The organism is Thiorhodococcus mannitoliphagus (assembly GCF_010915725.1).
GTDB classification, from domain to species: Bacteria; Pseudomonadota; Gammaproteobacteria; order Chromatiales; family Chromatiaceae; genus Thiorhodococcus; species Thiorhodococcus mannitoliphagus.
Genome location: NZ_JAAIJR010000117.1, coordinates 1 through 16446, shown reverse-complemented (window position 1 = coordinate 16446; position 16446 = coordinate 1). Strand labels below are relative to the sequence as shown.

16 protein-coding genes are annotated in these 16446 nt (G+C 63.6%); 3 read left to right on the top strand and 13 right to left on the bottom strand.

Going from position 1 to position 16446, the window contains the following annotated elements:
* The coding region (locus G3480_RS20670; RefSeq protein ID WP_164655787.1) for a hypothetical protein at window positions 1-200 on the bottom strand (200 nt) is incomplete at its 3' end.
* Here G3480_RS20670 and G3480_RS29065 point away from each other — a divergent pair.
* Window positions 199-330: a hypothetical protein gene (locus G3480_RS29065; protein ID WP_276611733.1), complete on the top strand. Its 132-nt coding sequence runs from the start codon at window positions 199-201 to the stop codon at window positions 328-330. The two genes, G3480_RS20670 and G3480_RS29065, sit on opposite strands and share 2 nt — an antisense overlap.
* Window positions 331-422: 92 nt before the next feature.
* Here the strand turns inward: G3480_RS29065 and G3480_RS20665 are convergent, their stop codons facing one another.
* On the bottom strand, window positions 423-1562 hold the full coding sequence (locus G3480_RS20665; RefSeq protein WP_240905947.1) for a glycosyltransferase: 1140 nt from the start codon (window positions 1560-1562) through the stop codon (window positions 423-425).
* Between the two features lie 506 nt (window positions 1563-2068).
* Between G3480_RS20665 and G3480_RS20660 the strand changes: the two genes are divergently transcribed.
* Window positions 2069-4570, top strand: a complete 2502-nt coding sequence (locus tag G3480_RS20660; protein WP_164655786.1) for a trypsin-like serine protease — start codon at window positions 2069-2071, stop codon at window positions 4568-4570.
* A 101-nt stretch (window positions 4571-4671) separates the two neighbouring features.
* Here the strand turns inward: G3480_RS20660 and draG are convergent, their stop codons facing one another.
* The 8 genes from draG to nifB all read right to left on the bottom strand — a co-directional run bounded on the left by draG (window position 4672) and on the right by nifB (window position 10611).
* Complete coding sequence (draG, locus tag G3480_RS20655) at window positions 4672-5607, bottom strand: ADP-ribosyl-[dinitrogen reductase] hydrolase (RefSeq protein WP_164655785.1); 936 nt, start codon at window positions 5605-5607, stop codon at window positions 4672-4674.
* On the bottom strand, window positions 5582-6166 hold the full coding sequence (locus G3480_RS20650; RefSeq protein WP_164655784.1) for a nitrogen fixation protein NifQ: 585 nt from the start codon (window positions 6164-6166) through the stop codon (window positions 5582-5584). The genes draG and G3480_RS20650 overlap by 26 nt, the downstream gene beginning before the upstream one ends.
* A 2-nt stretch (window positions 6167-6168) precedes the next feature.
* Window positions 6169-6516: a 2Fe-2S iron-sulfur cluster-binding protein gene (locus G3480_RS20645; protein ID WP_164655783.1), complete on the bottom strand. Its 348-nt coding sequence runs from the start codon at window positions 6514-6516 to the stop codon at window positions 6169-6171.
* A 16-nt stretch (window positions 6517-6532) separates the two neighbouring features.
* The gene (locus tag G3480_RS20640; RefSeq protein WP_164655782.1) at window positions 6533-6817 is read right to left on the bottom strand and encodes a 2Fe-2S iron-sulfur cluster-binding protein; all 285 of its coding nucleotides are present in this window, start codon (window positions 6815-6817) and stop codon (window positions 6533-6535) included.
* A 62-nt stretch (window positions 6818-6879) separates the two neighbouring features.
* A complete protein-coding gene (locus G3480_RS20635; RefSeq protein ID WP_164655788.1) occupies window positions 6880-8181 on the bottom strand; it encodes an FprA family A-type flavoprotein in 1302 nt (433 codons plus the stop codon).
* Window positions 8181-8624 (bottom strand): ArsC/Spx/MgsR family protein, encoded by a 444-nt coding sequence (locus G3480_RS20630; protein ID WP_164655781.1) that lies wholly within the window; start codon window positions 8622-8624, stop codon window positions 8181-8183. Before G3480_RS20630 ends, G3480_RS20635 begins: the two co-directional genes overlap by 1 nt.
* Window positions 8625-8717: 93 nt before the next feature.
* A complete protein-coding gene (locus G3480_RS20625; protein WP_164655780.1) occupies window positions 8718-8996 on the bottom strand; it encodes a 4Fe-4S dicluster domain-containing protein in 279 nt (92 codons plus the stop codon).
* A 118-nt stretch (window positions 8997-9114) separates the two neighbouring features.
* Window positions 9115-10611: a nitrogenase cofactor biosynthesis protein NifB gene (gene nifB / locus G3480_RS20620; RefSeq protein ID WP_164655779.1), complete on the bottom strand. Its 1497-nt coding sequence runs from the start codon at window positions 10609-10611 to the stop codon at window positions 9115-9117.
* Window positions 10612-10922: 311 nt separating this feature from the next.
* Here nifB and G3480_RS20615 point away from each other — a divergent pair, with 311 nt between their 5' ends.
* Complete coding sequence (locus tag G3480_RS20615; protein WP_164655778.1) at window positions 10923-12479, top strand: c-type cytochrome; 1557 nt, start codon at window positions 10923-10925, stop codon at window positions 12477-12479.
* Between the two features lie 51 nt (window positions 12480-12530).
* Here the strand turns inward: G3480_RS20615 and G3480_RS20610 are convergent, their stop codons facing one another.
* From G3480_RS20610 to G3480_RS20600, 3 genes are all read right to left on the bottom strand, one after another.
* Window positions 12531-13847, bottom strand: coding sequence for an APC family permease (locus G3480_RS20610; protein WP_164655777.1), 1317 nt, complete (start codon window positions 13845-13847; stop codon window positions 12531-12533).
* Window positions 13848-14251: 404 nt separating this feature from the next.
* Complete coding sequence (locus G3480_RS20605; RefSeq protein WP_164655776.1) at window positions 14252-15400, bottom strand: class I SAM-dependent DNA methyltransferase; 1149 nt, start codon at window positions 15398-15400, stop codon at window positions 14252-14254.
* 70 nt (window positions 15401-15470) lie between these two features.
* Window positions 15471-15866, bottom strand: coding sequence for a twin-arginine translocation signal domain-containing protein (locus G3480_RS20600; RefSeq protein ID WP_164655775.1), 396 nt, complete (start codon window positions 15864-15866; stop codon window positions 15471-15473).
* Window positions 15867-16446: the final 580 nt, after the last annotated feature.

Sequence of the window (16446 nt, the reverse complement as noted above, 5' to 3'; positions counted from 1 at the left end):
GCCATGATGCGTTTCCTGAGATGCATAAGTGGCTTGCACGCTATCCCAAGAAGCCACATCAATGCAAGGCCGCACTCGCCGTCATAGGTCTTGAACAAGGTGTTCTGGATGATGATCTTGTGCCCGAGGTCGACAAAGGCATTCAGAAAGATCATCAGGACGTAGGCGAGAAAACCCGAAATACGAAAGAGCTGCCCCATGGATGTATCCTCGCTCTGTGATGAGATTGGCGCCAACCGACGCGAGATCCGTCGGATCCTCGCAGCGAATTTCCAACGCCAGGATGGCAGGCAAGCCATGGCTCGACACACCCTAGCCACTGACATCTAAGCAAGACAAGTGCCGCCAGGAAAGCGCTGCCAGCGGCCTCACCGTCTAAGCTGAACAATTCGGCCCATGCGGAGCCGGCGGCGCGGCCTGAGTCAGACAGACAAGCCAAGCACCTGCAAATACCGCCTGGCGCTGCGCCCTTGCTCGTATTCGGCGACCGCACCCTGGACGACAGCGGCCGGCGTCGGAGAGTCCAGCATGGTCAGTATTCCCGCGGCAAGCGCGCCGACATCCCCCACAGGCACAAGCGGCCCGTAGCGGCCATCTTCAAGAAGCTCGGCCGGCCCACTCGGACAATTGGTGGATACCACGGGTACACCCAATGCCATGGCCTCAGTGAGCACATTCGGCGATCCTTCCCAAGCTGAGGAAAGCACGAAAACGGCTGCGCGGGCCAGGAAGGCGTAGGGGTTTGGCTGAAACCCAGGCAGGGAGAGCGCATCCGCGACACCGAGCGACCGAGCAAGGGTCAGCAACTCGCGCCGCGCGCCACCCTCGCCCAAGATGATGAGCCGGACATCGCGCGCAGCGCGGACCTGAGCAAAGGCGCGCAGCAGTGTCGGGAAATCCTTCTGCCGCTGCAAACGGCCTGCGCCGATGAGCACTGGCGGCTGCCCCGGTTCGAGCCAGCGATGCGGACAAGGTGCCGCAGCCATCTCAGCGAGATCGGGCGTAATGACCGGATTGCGGATCACGGTGATCTTTCGCCCAGGTAGCCGAGCGATGCGGGCGGTATCCTCGGCGACACCTTGCGACACCGCAATGACCTGATCCAGGCGCGGATAGAGCAGCCGAATGGGTGCGTAGCGTAACCACCGCGCCAAGGTCGAGCGCTCCGCCATAGCGCGAGACAGATTCGTTCCCAACCGCAGCACAAGACGCGTTTGAGTTCCGGCCAGCACCCGCGCAAGGACGGCCGCCCGACCAGCGCGATCCTTCGCGGCCAAGAGCGCGATGGGTCGCTCTGCCCGCAGATAACCGACAAGCTCAGGGACGGCGAGCAGCGTATGCGATGCGCGCAAGCGGACGATACGAACAGCGTCCGGCAGCTCGCCGAGATGCGGGCTCGCCGCACGCACCAAGACCAGATCCAAGGGGATCCCTTGGCTCGCAATCCCTCGCACCAGATTCATCAGCATGCGCTCCACCCCGCCCGCGCCGGAGAAAGAAGCGAACAAGGCGATGCGCGGATTCTTGGCTGACATCACTGGATAGAAACGACTCGAAAGCATGATCGGTGCGCCAAGGCTATCAGCTTCGAGGCAGAAGGTTGGCCCAAATCAAGGTCCTGGATCACATTTCAGACCTCTTAAGATCTGAAACCCTTCGCACTTCCGCTAAAATCTAGCCCGGATTTGAAAAATACGGAGCCCCGACTCATGCACCGGCCAGATTCACGCGCGGACTCGACGATGGCGAATGTAGCCCTTAGAAAGTGTCCATCAATTGTTTCCCGATGCGAGCGATACCGCCCGAAATCCCCCCTAGCCCCCCTTTGCGAAAGGGGGGAAGTTGTTGATGGACGCTTTCTTAATGAGCGGCACGCTGAGCGTAAGGGGACGCGCAGTCCTGATCGCCTATCGATGCCGGGCGGGATCCCAGGAGGCAGAAGGACCTCGCGGTCAGAGAATTGACATCGTTCAGAAGGTCTCCGACGAAGTCGAGTGGCTATCCTATGGCGAGTCAATTATTCTCAACAACACTTACGTTCGATCGTGTTTTTGAAGGAGTCATCACGATGGGAAAAATCCGCCTGAGCGGAAAACTGATTCCGTTGGTCCTCCTCGCCACGTCTGGCGCCGTCTCGGCCCTCGACGTGATGCCACAGATGCAGGCTGCAGTGCCCGCCGCGCCAGCACAGGCAACATCGCGGCAGCTCAATCATATGGTTGGTCAGCTACCCGCCTCGGCTGCGGCTGCGGTCGAGCTGACAGAGGAAGACCAAGCAAAGATCGCCGAAGACAACCGGACAGCGGCCTCCGGCACGCCACTGAAGATCGGGCTCGTCAAGGAGGTCGGCATCGATGTCGATCTCCAACCCTTGGATGTGCCCGCCATGACTGAGCAAACCTATAGTTTCGCGGGAGGAACCGTGAGGCGCTCGGGCGGACGCCTGGCGCTCGCGATCAACCTGCACACGACGCAGGCCTTGGGTACTCGACTGAGATTCGACAACGTCAGACTCGCGGGCGGCAACCTCTATGTCACCAACGAGGCAGGTACGGTCTTCGGCCCCTACTCAGGCCCAATGGAGAGCTTCTGGTCGGCGACGATTCCCGGCGAGGAGCTGACGGTGTACGTGGATGTCGCGGAAGAGGTCTCGGACAACGTCAACTTCACCATTGGCGCCGCGCTGCTGTTCGATAGGGGCGCGCTCCATTTGTGTGCCGACAACGCACCCTGCGTTGAAGATGCCTCCTGTCACACCGCAGCGGAATGGCCGGCGATCGACAACGCCAGAAAGGCCGTCGCACACATCAACTTCGTCCAAGGCTCGGCGAGCTATCTTTGCTCGGGCGGTCTGCTGACGGACACTGATCCAGATACCAGCATTCCCTATTTCCTGACCGCCAATCATTGCATCGACGACCCCGAGGTCGCACGCACGGTTGAGGCTTGGTTCGACTACAAGACCCCCTTCTGCGGCGCGCCCTGCCACCCGATTCAGCCCGGCACGGCTTCAACCTTGGGGGCGACCTTGCTGAACAACTCTGCGGTCGACGACCATAGCCTCTTGGCGCTGGATGAGCCGCCCCCAGAGGGTTCCTGGTATCTCGGTTGGACAGACACCTCCATGACGGAGCCGAGCGGCAGCGCGGACGGAACCATGCTCTTCCGCCTGAGTCATCCGAGAGGCTCGCCCCAAGCCTTCTCCGCCCAGCGCATCGAACGGAGCGCGGATTGCGGCATCGACAGCCTGCCTTACGGTCGCTTCATTTTCTCGCGCGACGTGATGGGTGCTACGGAAGGCGGCAGCAGCGGCTCGCCAGTCATGCTCAGCGACGGTCGGGTCGTCGGCCAGCTGTTTGGCGCCTGCGGCTACTTCCCTGAGGATGTGTGCGACCGAACCAACAGCGTGGTTGACGGCGCCTTCGCGAGTTATTTCAACGACATTGCCAAGTGGCTATCGCCCAATCCAGAACAGTTGCCGGTGACCGTGCAAAAGTTCGGCACTGGCGAGGGCCGCATCGTCTCCTCGCTCAACGCGGAATCCGATAGCGCCTCGCCCACCGCAGAGGCCGCGATTTCAGCACAGCCAAGGCTTCTGGGCAGCACCCCCGTCGAGCAGTCCGAATGGCCCTGGCAGGCCGCTTTGAAAATCGACACATGGCGGATCAACGGTCAGTGGAGTTGCGGCGGGTCCGTCATCGCACCCAACTGGATCCTGACCGCCGCACATTGCATCGTTGATAACATCGACGATCGCCATATGACGATCGCACCGGCAAACATCCTGGTGAGAACCGGATCGACGCAATTCGATTTCGGCGGCCAGATGGTCAAGGTCAAACGCATCGTCAAACATCCGGAGTTCGATCCGCTGACCTTCAATCACGACATCGCCTTGCTCGAGCTGAAAGAGCCCGTCTATGTCGAACCTGTGCGACCGGTCACCTGGAATCGCGAGGCTGCCCTGGCCTGCCCCGGAACCGCCGGCGCGGTCACCGGCTGGACGCCGACCGAGCTGTGCGGACTGACCGAGACGCTACTATCCAAGGTCGATGTTTCGATCACGAACCCGGACACCTGCCGCCGCGCCTATCCTGACGCAGACATCACCAACTATATGCTTTGCAGCACGTTAGCGGCGGAAGACGATGAGCTTTGCCAAGCCGATGATGGCAGCCCCTTGGTGGTCGGTAACGGCCGCGGCGGTTTCGTGCAAGCTGGCGTCGTCAGCTGGGGCAATGGTTGCGATTCCCCGGACTCGCCGACCGTCTATACCCGCGTTGCAACGCACGTCGAATGGATGGAATCAGTCACCGGGGACGATCTTTCTTCGGAGTTGGGTAACGGCGTGATCGATTGCGGCAGCAACTGCATCAGTCAATTCCCGAAAGATAGCGTCATCACCTTGACCGCCGAGGCCACCCCGGGTTCGGCATTTGCGGGCTGGGAAGGGGCTTGTACGGGTGAAGAAGGCACTTGCGAACTCACCATAACGCAGGCTTTGAACGTGAAGGCGATCTTCAATTCAACGCAGATCAGCGCTAAATCATGCAGTTTTAGGGCGCAATAAAAGCCTGCTTGCGCTAGCCCCCTGACGAAGCCCGAGCCTGCCAAAGGCTCGGGCTTTTTTTGTGCTTGAAGGCTATCAGGCAAAGAACCCTGTACGGCAACTCAGGCCAGGCTGGGAGAGCGCCTGATGAGCGCGCGAGCCTGTAGCTCACAGGCGCGGCGCGTCTCTGCATCGAGCGTCTTGAGCCAACGCCTGGGGAGTGCCTCCAGGCCATAGAGCGGCGCTGCAATCATGCCGAGAATGGCGCCGGTCGTATCTGCATCTCCGCCGCGGTTGACGACGTCGATCATGGTGGCCTCGAGCCCCCGGTTTCCGAACAATGCTTGAAAGACGGCGTGAAGCGTCTCGACGATGAAACCGCCGGGGTTCTCTGCGCGCTTGCGGTCGTAACTGTAACTTGGCTCGCTGGCAATCAGCCCGTCGGCCAGGACCTTCAGCTCATCCAGGGTTCCGCCGAGAATGGCCGTCTGCACCATGCGGATGACGGTCAGGGTACCAGCGTCGGCCAGGACGCTGTGGTGGGTGACGTGGGACTGAGCACGGTTGGCCTCGGCGACCTGTGCTAGGTCGGCGCCCAGCGTATAGAGCGCGATGGGCAGCGCGCGCATGCAGGCACCATTGCCGGCGTCGTACGCATTCTCTGGGACTTGGGCTTCGCCGCTGCGCCGGTAGCGGCTGATGCCGCGCCGCACGGTGTGGCCGATGTCGACCGGCTTGGTGCGCATCCAGTCGCTGAAGGACTCGGCGATGTCTCGTGGATCGACGTGACCCGTGCGGAGGATGGATTGGCCGAGCGCTAGGCTCATCTCGGTGTCGTCGGTGACCCGGCCCTTACGCAGGCGCAGCCAGCCGCCGCCGACGATGTCGCGGTGCTCGCCGTATTGGTCGCGGATCTCCCGCGGAGTCAGGAACTCGACCGTAGCCCCAAGCGCGTCGCCGATCGCGAGGCCAAGGTAGGCCGCGACGGCGCGGTCGATGACCTCCTGTCGAGCGATTCTTTGCGTCAGCCCTTCATTCCTCGGGTCCGAAGCAGACATGGTAGTCGGCGCAGACGCTGCAGGAGGGTGCGCGGCAGACATAGATGCCCTCGGACTCGCACAGCTGTTTGTAGAGGAAGCGTTTCCACTTCATGTCCTTGTCGTTGCGGGCCGCGAGTTCGGGAAAGTTGCGGCGCATCAGCTCGGTCAGCTCCTTGCGGTCCCAGAGGCCCAGGTCTTGCCAGAGATGGTCGTTCGCCATGCAGCCGGCCGCGATCACCTGGGCCATCCAGACCTCGGAGGGCGTGCGCTCGGCGCGCTGCGTCAAGAGTAGCTGAAGCAGTTCTTCGCGCTCGTCCAGCCGGTTGGAGGTCACGGGGGATTGACCGTCCATCGCCGTTAGCACGTCGGGCGAGATGCCGGGGAAGTGGTGTGCCATCAAGTGGTGGAAGTCGGTGACCTCCAGACCAAGCCAAGCGGGGAGCGCGCCCCCCCCCGCGGCGCGCGTGGCGATCATGCTCGCGAAGGCACGATCATTGCCATCCCCGGCCGCGCGGACCATCAACCGGGCATAGACTCGATCGGCATCCAGTGTCAGGTCGCGGGCCAGGGTGGACATGATCAGTACTCCACGAGGATGTCTTCGTCGCGCACGATCATCTGGCACGCCAGACGCCACTCGCTCGGCATATCATCGACCGCGAGTTGGTCGATCTGATCCTTGGTCAGCTTGCCGAGATGACGGAGCACGGTCTGCTCCTTCTCGGTCAGGTGATAGCCCATGCGCGCCTTGTTGTCGACGCTGGTCACCCGCACGACGCAGTTGCCGCACTCACCGTCCTGGCAGTCGTGGTGCACAGGGATCTTGTGCTCCTTGGCGAGCTTGAGCAGGGACTCCGTATGGCTGCCGGCGACGGCATAGACGGTCTTGTCCTTGTACTCGGGGTTTGAAAAGGTTACGAGAGCCACGTTACTTCTCCAATGATCAAGCGGGTTTGACTCGGCAGTCGCCGAGAATTTGGGCCTGGCAGGCGAGCCGGTCATGACGGCTGGCCATGTTCTCGCGCAGGACCTTCTCCTCGAGCACCGAAGGCTCGGTCAGATTGTTCCAGCCTTCTTCGACATGCATCATGCAGGTCCCGCAGTCGCCCTCGCGGCAGCCGTAGATGAGACCGGCGCCGATCTTTTCCGAGACCTCGATGACACGCGTGCCGGCCGGCACGTTGACGGTCTGATCGATGTCCGTAAAGGTAATCTTGGCCTTGGCCATGGTTGCAGACTCCTAAGTTTTCGATGGTTGAGGTTAAGCGTTCGAGCTTGGTCGATCTGTCGTTAACCCAGTTCGGCAAAGTCGATGACCCTGCCTTTTTCCCCACTGGATATGGCGCCCGCAATGGCGCGCCCGAAGGCGCGGCACTCCTCGAGCTCCTCATCGGTCGGGATGAGTTTGACGCGGAGTCCCGCGACCGGGACCCGCATCTTCAGACCGCGCATGCGGTCCTCGATCATGCGCACGGCCTCCCCGGTCCAGCCGTAGGAGCCGAAGGAGGCCCCGAGCTTGCCCTTGAGATCGATCACCGCAAGTGACGAGAGCAGATCCCAGACCGGCTTCACGGCGTCCCCATTGATCGTGGGCGAGCCGAGCGCCAGCGCGTCCGCCGATTCGATGAGGTCGACGAAGGGCTGGGTCTCGCCGCCCTCGAGGTCGTAGAGCGAGACGCGCAGGCCGGACTGCTCTTCGGCGCCGGCGCAGATGGCCTCGGCCATGCGCGCAGTGCTGCCGTAGGCACTCATGTAGAAGATGATGAGCGAGCGCTCCTCGTTGCCGATCTGGTCCGTAAAACTCGAGGTGGAAAGCTCGCGATAACGGGTGATGTAGCGGCGCGGACGATCGCGCAGAATCGGCCCGTGCGTCGGTGCGATGATCTTTAGCGGGAGCGGCTCGATCAGCTTGAGCGCGTCCATGACGTGCGTCTTGAACGGCCTCATGATGTGCGCGTAGTAGTAGTCGAAGGCGAAGCGGAAATCGCCGCAGCGGTCGTTGAGCAGCCGCGTATCACAGTAGTGGCAGCCAAAGACATCGCCGGAAAAGAGCACGCCCTCTTCCACGAGATAGGTGCACTGGGTATCCGGCCAGTGCAGGAAGGGCGTGTGCAAAAAGCGCAAGGTGCGGTCGCCGAGCGAGACCTCGTCACCCGTACCCACTGTTTCGAACGCCAGTGGCGCCTTGTCTTCCTTGGGCTTGAGCAGCGCCTTGAGCATGGCCGTTGCGCGCGTCGAGATATAGAGCTTGGCCTGAGGCGCACGGCGCATCAGCTCGGGCAGGGCGCCGGTGTGGTCCGGTTCCAGGTGGTTGAGGACGATGATGCGGATCTCGTCGTAGCGTGCAACCGATTCGATGCGCGCGAAGAAGTCGTCCGCGAACTCGGCCTTGACCGTGTCGATAACGGCGACGCCATCTGTGCCCCGGACCATGTAGGCGTTGTACGTCGTCCCGTTGGCTGTACGCAGGATGATGTCGAAGGTGCGCAGTGTCGGGTCGAGCGCGCCGATCCAATGCACGCCTGGGGCGATCTCGACCGCCTCGCCGGGTTTGGCGATGGCGCGCGCGGCTGGCTCGGCTCGGAGGGGCATCATCGCGCGCCGACCTCCGCCGTCGGAAGGTCGCAGTGCGGATCCGGCCCGGTCTGGGAGCAGGACTGGAGATCCTGGTCGGCAGCCAAATCGACGCCCAGCGCCGTCAGCAGGGGCCCCGGCTCGAAGCCGCAGCCACAGCCGCAGTCGGCCTCGATCAAGGGACGGCGAATCAACAGCGGATCCTCGACCATGAGCGCGAGCGCAGTCGCCTCGTCGAGCCTCTCAGGCTGTACCTCGCCTTGCTTGATACGCGGCGCCGTTGGATTCAGCCACTCACGCACCGGCAGCGTGCCGAAGAAGGGGCGCAGGCGCGCGACGGTCCAGGGCTCCGCGAGCAGGTTCTTCACCCTCAGCTCGATTCCGTGCGCCCGCAGAACCGCTTTCTGCTTGGCGTTCGAGACACAGCCGGGCTTTTCGTAGAAGACGACCGAGGTTGTCACGCTCTTGAGCTCCTGGGGGGGATGTTTGGTGGGAGCGGCGCCCCGCCGCGATCGACGGCTTGGTCACGGCGGCACGCCGCTCCCACAACCGGCTCAGCGGGCCTGGATCTCGGCCCGAGCGGCTGCGAGACGCTCCGGCGGGATCCCGGTCAGCGAGCCTGGCGGATTCACGGGCACGCCGAGTCCATCTAGAATGACCCCTTCGATGGGGCAAACGCTGGCACACTGCGCATCGGCGTAGTCGCCCTCGCACTCGGTGCACTTCTTTGCATCAACCAGGAAGTGCGGCTTGGCCTCGAAGATGGCCTGGCTCGGGCAGAGCGGCTCGCAAGCCCAGCAGTTGACGCAACCTTCGACGATCTTGAATGCCATATGAATTCGTCCCCTTGATCCGAGATTCGGAATTTGCACCGCCGTCGTAGGGTGGACAAGCACAGCGCAGTCCACCAACGCCGGCGCGGGATTGGGTGGAATGACGAGCTAGGTTCGCTCAGGCCGTCAGGCGCTGCGGCTCGGCCTTCGCCTGGTCGAGCTGGCCGGCTTCGACCATCTCCCGATAGACGGCGGCGACGGCCTCTTCGATGGGCTCCATCGCGTGCTCGCCGTTCGGCGTGATGCCGGCCTCTTCCAGCTGACTCCAGGGCTCGTAGCCAATCTTGGAGCAGAGCACGACCTCGCAGCCTTCCAGGGTACGGATGATCTTCTGCAGCGTGGTCTCGGCATCGCCGCAGGTGTCGCCGCCGGCGCAGTAGAGATCGACCTTGCGCGCACCGATGAAGCGAACCTCGTTCACGGAGGCCTCGTAGACGAGGAACTCGCGGGCGTGTCCGAAGTGCTGGTTGATGACACCCTGACCTGTCGTGGCCACGGCCATGAGCACCGAGCGCGGCTCGACTTTCGGACGTACGCTGCGCTTGAGCGAGGACAAGGAGACAAAGGCTTCGCCCGTCTGCTGGCGCTGTGCGGCGCGGTTGGCCTCGATCTCCGCATGGATCTCGGCGCGGCGGGCCATGGCAGCGGCGTAGTCGATCTCCATGGTCTCGATCTTGTCGAGCGTGAACTCGTGTCCGCGATCCTCGCCGAGCATGCCGACCGCATCGGCGCGGCACTGGCGGCAGTGGCGCATCATGGCCATGTCGCCGGCGCAGGCGTCCTGCAGGGTTTGGAGTTCTTCGTTGGTGGGACCACGCTGGCCCATGAGACCGTAGAAGGTGCCGTGCTCTTCCTCAGCGATGAGCGGCATGACGTTGTGCAGGAAGGCGCCCTTGGCTTTGACGACGCGGCTGACCTCCTTGAGGTGCTCGTCGTTGACGCCCGGGATGAGCACGGAGTTGACCTTCACCAGGACACCGCGCTCGACCAGCATCTCCAGACCCTTCTGCTGCTGCTCAATCAGGATCTCGGCGGCCTTGCGGCCCTTGACGCGGCGGTTGTTCCAGAAGATCCAGGGGTAGATCTTGGCACCGACGTCGGGATCCACGCAGTTGATGGTGATGGTGACGTGCTCGATGTTGTGCTTGCTCAGCTCTTCCGCGACGGCGGGCAGTGCCAGGCCATTGGTGGAGACGCAGAGGCGAATGTCCGGCGCCTTCTCAGAGAGCTGGCGGAAGGTCTCGAGCGTGCGCTCGGGGTTGGCCAGCGGGTCGCCCGGGCCGGCGATGCCCAGCACGGTCATCTGCGGGATGTTGGCGGCGACGGCGAGCACCTTCTTGACCGCTTGATCCGGTGTCAGCAGTTCGGAGACGACGCCGGGGCGCGACTCGTTGGAGCAGTCGTACTTACGATTGCAGTAGTGACACTGGATATTGCAGGCGGGCGCAACGGCCACATGCATGCGTGCATAGTGGTGATGTGCATCCTCTGAGAAACAAGGATGGTTATTGACCTTTGCGCGGATCGCCTCCGGAAGATGGGAGAGTCGATCGGCACTGCTGCCGCAGCCACTCGATGCACAGCCTCCGCTTTGGCTCACTACCTTCAAATCCATCACGCCGCCTCCGGAAGAATCGGGCGCTCGCCCGGTTGAATCGAAATCTATGGAAACTTAAGCAAAGCCTGTGCCTAGCATGCGTCTAATTAAAGATTACTGATTTAAAAGTAATTTTAATGACAAGCAGCTTGACTTTGTTAGGATCACGACAGACAGGGCCGAAGGTCCTTGTGAGAATCTGGACAGCTCGGGGCGCTGAGTCGGCGAGATCGGGCTCCCTGCGCCTGGCATGGCCCTAGGCATCGAGCACGCAACATCCGAGGCTCGATACGTTAAGCTCAAGCCTGGGCTGCTTGGGAGGCGATGCAATGAAAAGATGGTGCCTGGCTGGTGTCCTGGTCTCTCTGATTCCTTTGGTGCAGGCGGACGCCACCGCCCCTGCAGGCGTCGGTCAACGCATTGCAGAACAGGGCACGCCTCAGGGTGCGGCGCCCTGCGCGAGCTGTCACGGACCCGACGGCAGCGGCAACGCGGAGGCCGGCTACCCGCGGATCGCCGGCCTAGGCGCTGGCTATCTCGAGAAACAGCTGCGCGATCTGGCTTCCGGGCAGCGCAATAACCCCGTCATGCATGTGATGGCCATGCACCTGAACGACGCCGAAATCGCCGCGGTCGCTGGCTACTACTCAGATCTGCCAGCACCGCAAGCCTCCGCCACCCTGCAGCAGGATGACGGGAGCCAAATGGCCGCTGACTTGATCACCTGGGGTGATTGGGTCGGCCGCCGCCTGCCCGCCTGTGCGCGCTGTCACGGCCCCGACGGCAATGGCATTGGCGCACACTTCCCTGGATTGGCTGGGCAGCAGCAGCGCTATCTGGAGTCGCAGCTCAGGGCCTGGCGGCAGGGGCAGCGCACCAATGATCCGCTCGGGATGATGCGCAGGGTCGCCCAGCAGCTCACGGACGCGGAGATCCGGGCGCTCGCCGCCGACTACGCGGCCTTGCCGCCGGGTCGGCCGACGCCGGCACCGAACGCCCCAGAACCCGGGTTCCAGTTGGCCGCCGAAGCGGCGCTGACAGCCTCCGCACAGGTGCCATCCGACTTTCAGCCGCCCGCGCGCAATGCCCTGCCCTCAGGCCCGCTCGGCGCGATGATCGGGGAGGGCCAGGCGATCTTCCTCGAGACCTATCGGCATCCCGCCTCGGCCCAATACGTCGGCAACAAGCTTGCCTGTGTTCACTGCCACCTGGATACCGGGCGTCTCGCCGGGTCAGCCCCCATGTGGGCCGCCTGGATCGCCTATCCTGCCTACCGCAACAAGACCAAGCAGGTGGACAGCTTTGCCGAACGTCTCCAGGGCTGCTTCACCTATTCACTAAATGCCGAGGGCTCATCTGCCGGGGCTGCGCCGTCCCTCGACAGCGAGCCGATCCGTGCGCTGGCGGCCTACGCCTTCTGGCTCGCCCAGGGCGCTCCGACCGGCGCGACCAAGCTGCCGGGTCGCGGCTATCCGCGCCTGGAGGAAACGCCGCGGGGCTTCGACCCGCAACGGGGTGAGCAGGTCTATGCCACCAGGTGCGCACTCTGCCACGGCAGCGATGGCGCGGGCGTGATCAGCACTGAGCATCAGGTGCTCTTCCCGCCGCTCTGGGGACCCCAGTCCTACAACTGGGGTGCCGGCATGCAGGCCATCGACACCGCGGCGGCCTTCATCAAGGCCAACATGCCGCTCGGAATTGCTGGGGCGCTGACGGATCAGGAGGCTTGGGACGTCGCCGCCTTCGTCGACGCCCAGCAGCGGCCCCAGGATCCGCGTTTCACCGGTGATCTACAGGAGACCGCGAAGCGCTTTCACAGCGGCCGTTTCAGCCTTTACGGACAGGTGAAGGGCCCTGATGGCCGGATACTGGGCGCTGGCAGATGAAGCTGCTTCCGAGCGCGCTCATATCGCAGGGCTCGGGCCAGGTGGCCGGCTCTAGCGTCCCAAGCGCCGTGCCGCCAGATAGCCGAGCCAGCCGAGGAAGACCGTCAGGGCGCCGACCGCGACGATGACGGGGCGCTGATGGACGGCATGGACGATCATCCAGGCCATGAGCGCGATGAAGCCGACGGTCGTGAAGGGGTGGCCCCAGCTCCGATAGGGTCGTGGCAGTCCCGGCTCGCGCGCACGCAGCACAAAGACCCCTGCGACGGTGAGCGCGGCGAACACCGATAGCGTGAAGCCGACATAGCTCACCAAGGCCTCGAAGCTCGAGGTCAGCATCATGACGACGGCCAGCGTGGATTGGAGCGCGATGGCGATGACCGGACCGCCGGACAGCCGTCGGCGCGCAAGCATGCGAATGGCCGGGTAGTCCCGTCCCATGGCCTCGTAGATCCGCGGGCCAGTCATGACCAGGGCACCGACGGTCGAGAGCAGGCCAAGGGCGATGAGCCCGCTGAGGATGCGCCCGCCCAGCTCGCCAAAGGCATGCATCGCCGCGACGGCGCCCACGCGTTCCTGCGCGCTGGCAATCTCCTCCGCGGGGGCAGCGCCGAGGAAGACCGCGTTCACGCCGAGATAGAGCAGCGTCACCATCAGTGTTCCCGCGACCAGTGCGATCGGCATATAGCGCTCCGGCTGACGGACCTCGCCGGCGATATAGGCCGCGGCATTCCAGCCAGTGTAGGCGTAGGACACATAGATGAGTCCCACCGCGAATGCAGGGGACAGCACGGCGTCGAGCGTTTGGGAATCTCCGCTGCCCATGAGCCGATCAGGATCCACCGCAGCGAGCCCGCCGATGATGAACAAGAGGATCAGCAGCGCCTTGCCGATGGTCAGCAGATCCTGGACTCGGCTGCCGGTCCCGAGGTGGATGGAGTGGATCACCGATGCCGCGACGACCAGCCCCAGCCCCCAGATGAGCGGCGAAATCGCCGCTGTGCCCAGCGCCAGATTGAGATACTCGCCGAAGGCGATGGCGCTCGCCGCGACCGGCGCGGCGAAGCCCACGACCAGCGAGACGAAGCCCGCGATAAACCCCAGCGCCGGATGGTAGATTCGCGACAAGAGCTGGTACTCGCCGCCATTGTGGGGCAGCGCGGCCACCAGCTCGGCATAGGCCAAGGAGCCAAAGGCCGCAGCGACGCCGCCGAGCAGCCAGGCGATCAAGACGGCCGGCTGCGAGCCAATGTCACGCAGCAGAAAACCGGTCGTCGTGAAGATGCCGGTGCCAATCATGGTCGCGACGACGAGCGACACGGCGGTGAGCAGGCCGAAGCGGCGCTCCTGGAAGGAGGAAGGCGACATAGGCAGCGAAGTCTCCTGTCAGCGGATGCTGCAGACTAGCAGAATCGCTCGTTGCCCATGGCGATCGGAGGTTCGAGTCGGCGTGTTCCGCAAGGGCGTCACGACGGCTCCTCGCCGCCCTGAACCTCGACCGACATCCGGTACCTTGGCCCGCCTGGCTAGGGGATTTCGGCGTCGATCATCCTTCGGGCCAGTCGTCTTCGGTGGACAGCGTAGCGCGGTCCACCAACCACGGCGCGGGATTCGGTGGACTTCGCGCTCGCTCGTCCACCGGTCCGACTGATGACCAAGGCCGGGATCTCGCTCATCAGAAGGCCCCAAGGTGGCTGCTGGTGTCTGGCAGCGCTTTCTCGGTCGACGCATGCCCAAGAAGGATTCACGGACGCGGCCACCGCCGACGAGGGTCACTCCCGACCCGCTGGACGCAAGGCCACAAAGAGACCTTCGACCTCCGCTCCGTACTCCATCCTCAGATAACCCTGCTCCAGCCTAGCGACCTCAAGACCGCAATCCGTGGCAAGGGCGCGCAAGGGCTCGGGATGATGGCTATAGCGACCGTTGTCGTTGAGCCTGTAAGGCGCGGCCTCCCCGAATTCCAGGGAGAACACGAAGAGACCATCCGGCGCAAGGCGGGAGGCGGCAGCGGCCATCACCTCACGGAGATCGCCGAAATAGATGAGCGAGTCGCAGGCCAGGATGAGGTCGAAGCTGCCCTCACAGGCTTGGAGCCAGGCGCTAATCTCAGCCTGCTCCAGCGCATCGTAGATGCCGCGCTCGCGTGCGAGGTCCAGCATGTGCGATGAGAGATCGATCCCGGTCAAATGCGCACAGCTGCCGCGAATCTCCGCCCCCGCAAGCCCGGATCCACACCCCAGCTCCAGCACCTCGAGCCCGGCGCGCTCCCCCATCAGCTCGGCGATCAGAGCGGCAAGCCGCTGGGGGGCCTGGTAGTCCAATTCCTCCAGCATGTTGGATTCGTAGAAAGAGGAGAAACGCTCGTAGAGCTGCTGGATGCAGTCGTTGTCGGCACGGGGTGGAGCCTGCTCATCACGCAAGGCGATGAGCAAATGACGCACCTCGGCATCGTATGGCCGCAGCGACAGACAGCGCTCATAAGCCGCCCGCGCCTGCTCGCGGCGGCCGAGGATATGGCTCAGCTCGCCCAGCGTGGCCCAGAGATTCGCATCTTCGGGATCGCGCTCGGCGGCGTGGAATTGACAGATGTACGCCGCCTCCAGCTTGTCCTGAGCGCGCAACTGCTTGGCGAGGCCGGCTGCATCGACCATCGGCGCCGGTGCGGGAGAGGTCTCCAGCAGACCGGCCTCGACCACCTGCATGATCAACTCTTCAGTCTGACGCCTTTGATCTTCCGGCAGCAAGGGCGCCACGATCGACGCAATCTCCTCGACACTGCGCCGCCCATCGCAAAGCTCGCAGATCAGCGAGGCGACCGGGTTGAGCCGATGGACGCGATCCGATAGAGAATCGTAGGCGAGCAGTCCCTCTTCACCAGGACAGGTGAAGAGGCTGCTCTTCAGACGAGGTATCAACATGAAAGGTCAGCTCGATAGGCTTGCCCGACAGCTGCGCGACAAGCCCTTGGAAGCAGAGCGGCAGGGCCGACTAACGCCCTCCTTTGCCACCGCCGCTACCACCGCTACCGCCACCTTTGCCCGCAGAGGAACCACCGCCACCGCCTTTACCCGTATAGGAACCACCACCGCCGCCGCCTTTACCCGCATAGGAACCACCACCGCCGCCTTTGCCGCCATAGTAGGGACCACCGCCGCCCTTTCCAGCCGGTGCGGCTCGAACCACCCCCTTTGCCGCGCCGGCCGCAAAAATACCCTTACCGATACCGAACGGCAGCGGCGGCTGCGCGGCGGCTTCAGTAGAGATCAACGGCAGGGCCGCAACGACCGCCGTTCCACCGAGCACGCGCTTGAGGAATTCGCGCCGGCTTGCGGGGACCTGCTCAAGGGCCGCATCCAACGCAGTCTTGGAATCGGATTTCGCCATCGCTCAACACTCCTTTCTCGTTCGGGCGTGAGCCGCCGCAGGTTGCTTCTCCCAGCGACCCAAGCCCCGCATAGGTCGGCAAATCCCAGGACACCGCCAGGCCGATGACAGTTCTCGTCTCGCGCGCAACGGGAATCGCAAGGCTCGCCTTCAGGGCGGAAGGCTCACTAACCGCAGGAGCCTCCCCTGCTAGGTGCGAAGAGGAACAGCGCCTAGCAGGGGCAAGTATGGCACAGGACAATGCATAGTAAGACAGCGTCCATCAACAACTTCCCCCCTTTCGCAAAGGGGGGCCAGGGGGGATTTAGGGCGGCATCGCTCGCATCGGGAAACAATTGATGGACACTTTCTAAGGAAGCCCCCATGCACTGTCGCCGATGACCAGAGCCATCAGGCTTCAGACGGCGGTGCCGCCAGCAATCGCAAGCGACCCTGAGGAGAGCGTGCAGCGCACGACCGGTAGGAGCGGCGCCCCCCCCCGCTAGCCCGCCCCGGGCGGGGGGGGGCCCCGGCCCCCGGGCGTTTACGTGGAAGGTTTAGGGGGTGGGCAAAAACCCCAGGGCCGGTTGGTTGTAAAACA

Coding starts and splice junctions, on each gene's coding strand:
- G3480_RS20665 (WP_240905947.1), bottom strand. CDS start 1,562: ATGCTTTCGAGTCGTTTCTATCCAGTGATGTCAGCCAAGAATCCGCGC.
- G3480_RS20625 (WP_164655780.1), bottom strand. CDS start 8,996: ATGGCATTCAAGATCGTCGAAGGTTGCGTCAACTGCTGGGCTTGCGAG.
- G3480_RS20640 (WP_164655782.1), bottom strand. CDS start 6,817: ATGGCCAAGGCCAAGATTACCTTTACGGACATCGATCAGACCGTCAAC.
- nifB (WP_164655779.1), bottom strand. CDS start 10,611: ATGGATTTGAAGGTAGTGAGCCAAAGCGGAGGCTGTGCATCGAGTGGC.
- G3480_RS20635 (WP_164655788.1), bottom strand. CDS start 8,181: ATGCCCCTCCGAGCCGAGCCAGCCGCGCGCGCCATCGCCAAACCCGGC.
- G3480_RS20650 (WP_164655784.1), bottom strand. CDS start 6,166: ATGTCCACCCTGGCCCGCGACCTGACACTGGATGCCGATCGAGTCTAT.
- G3480_RS20615 (WP_164655778.1), top strand. CDS start 10,923: ATGAAAAGATGGTGCCTGGCTGGTGTCCTGGTCTCTCTGATTCCTTTG.
- draG (WP_164655785.1), bottom strand. CDS start 5,607: ATGTCTGCTTCGGACCCGAGGAATGAAGGGCTGACGCAAAGAATCGCT.
- G3480_RS20600 (WP_164655775.1), bottom strand. CDS start 15,866: ATGGCGAAATCCGATTCCAAGACTGCGTTGGATGCGGCCCTTGAGCAG.
- G3480_RS20660 (WP_164655786.1), top strand. CDS start 2,069: ATGGGAAAAATCCGCCTGAGCGGAAAACTGATTCCGTTGGTCCTCCTC.
- G3480_RS20610 (WP_164655777.1), bottom strand. CDS start 13,847: ATGTCGCCTTCCTCCTTCCAGGAGCGCCGCTTCGGCCTGCTCACCGCC.
- G3480_RS20605 (WP_164655776.1), bottom strand. CDS start 15,400: ATGTTGATACCTCGTCTGAAGAGCAGCCTCTTCACCTGTCCTGGTGAA.
- G3480_RS29065 (WP_276611733.1), top strand. CDS start 199: ATGGATGTATCCTCGCTCTGTGATGAGATTGGCGCCAACCGACGCGAG.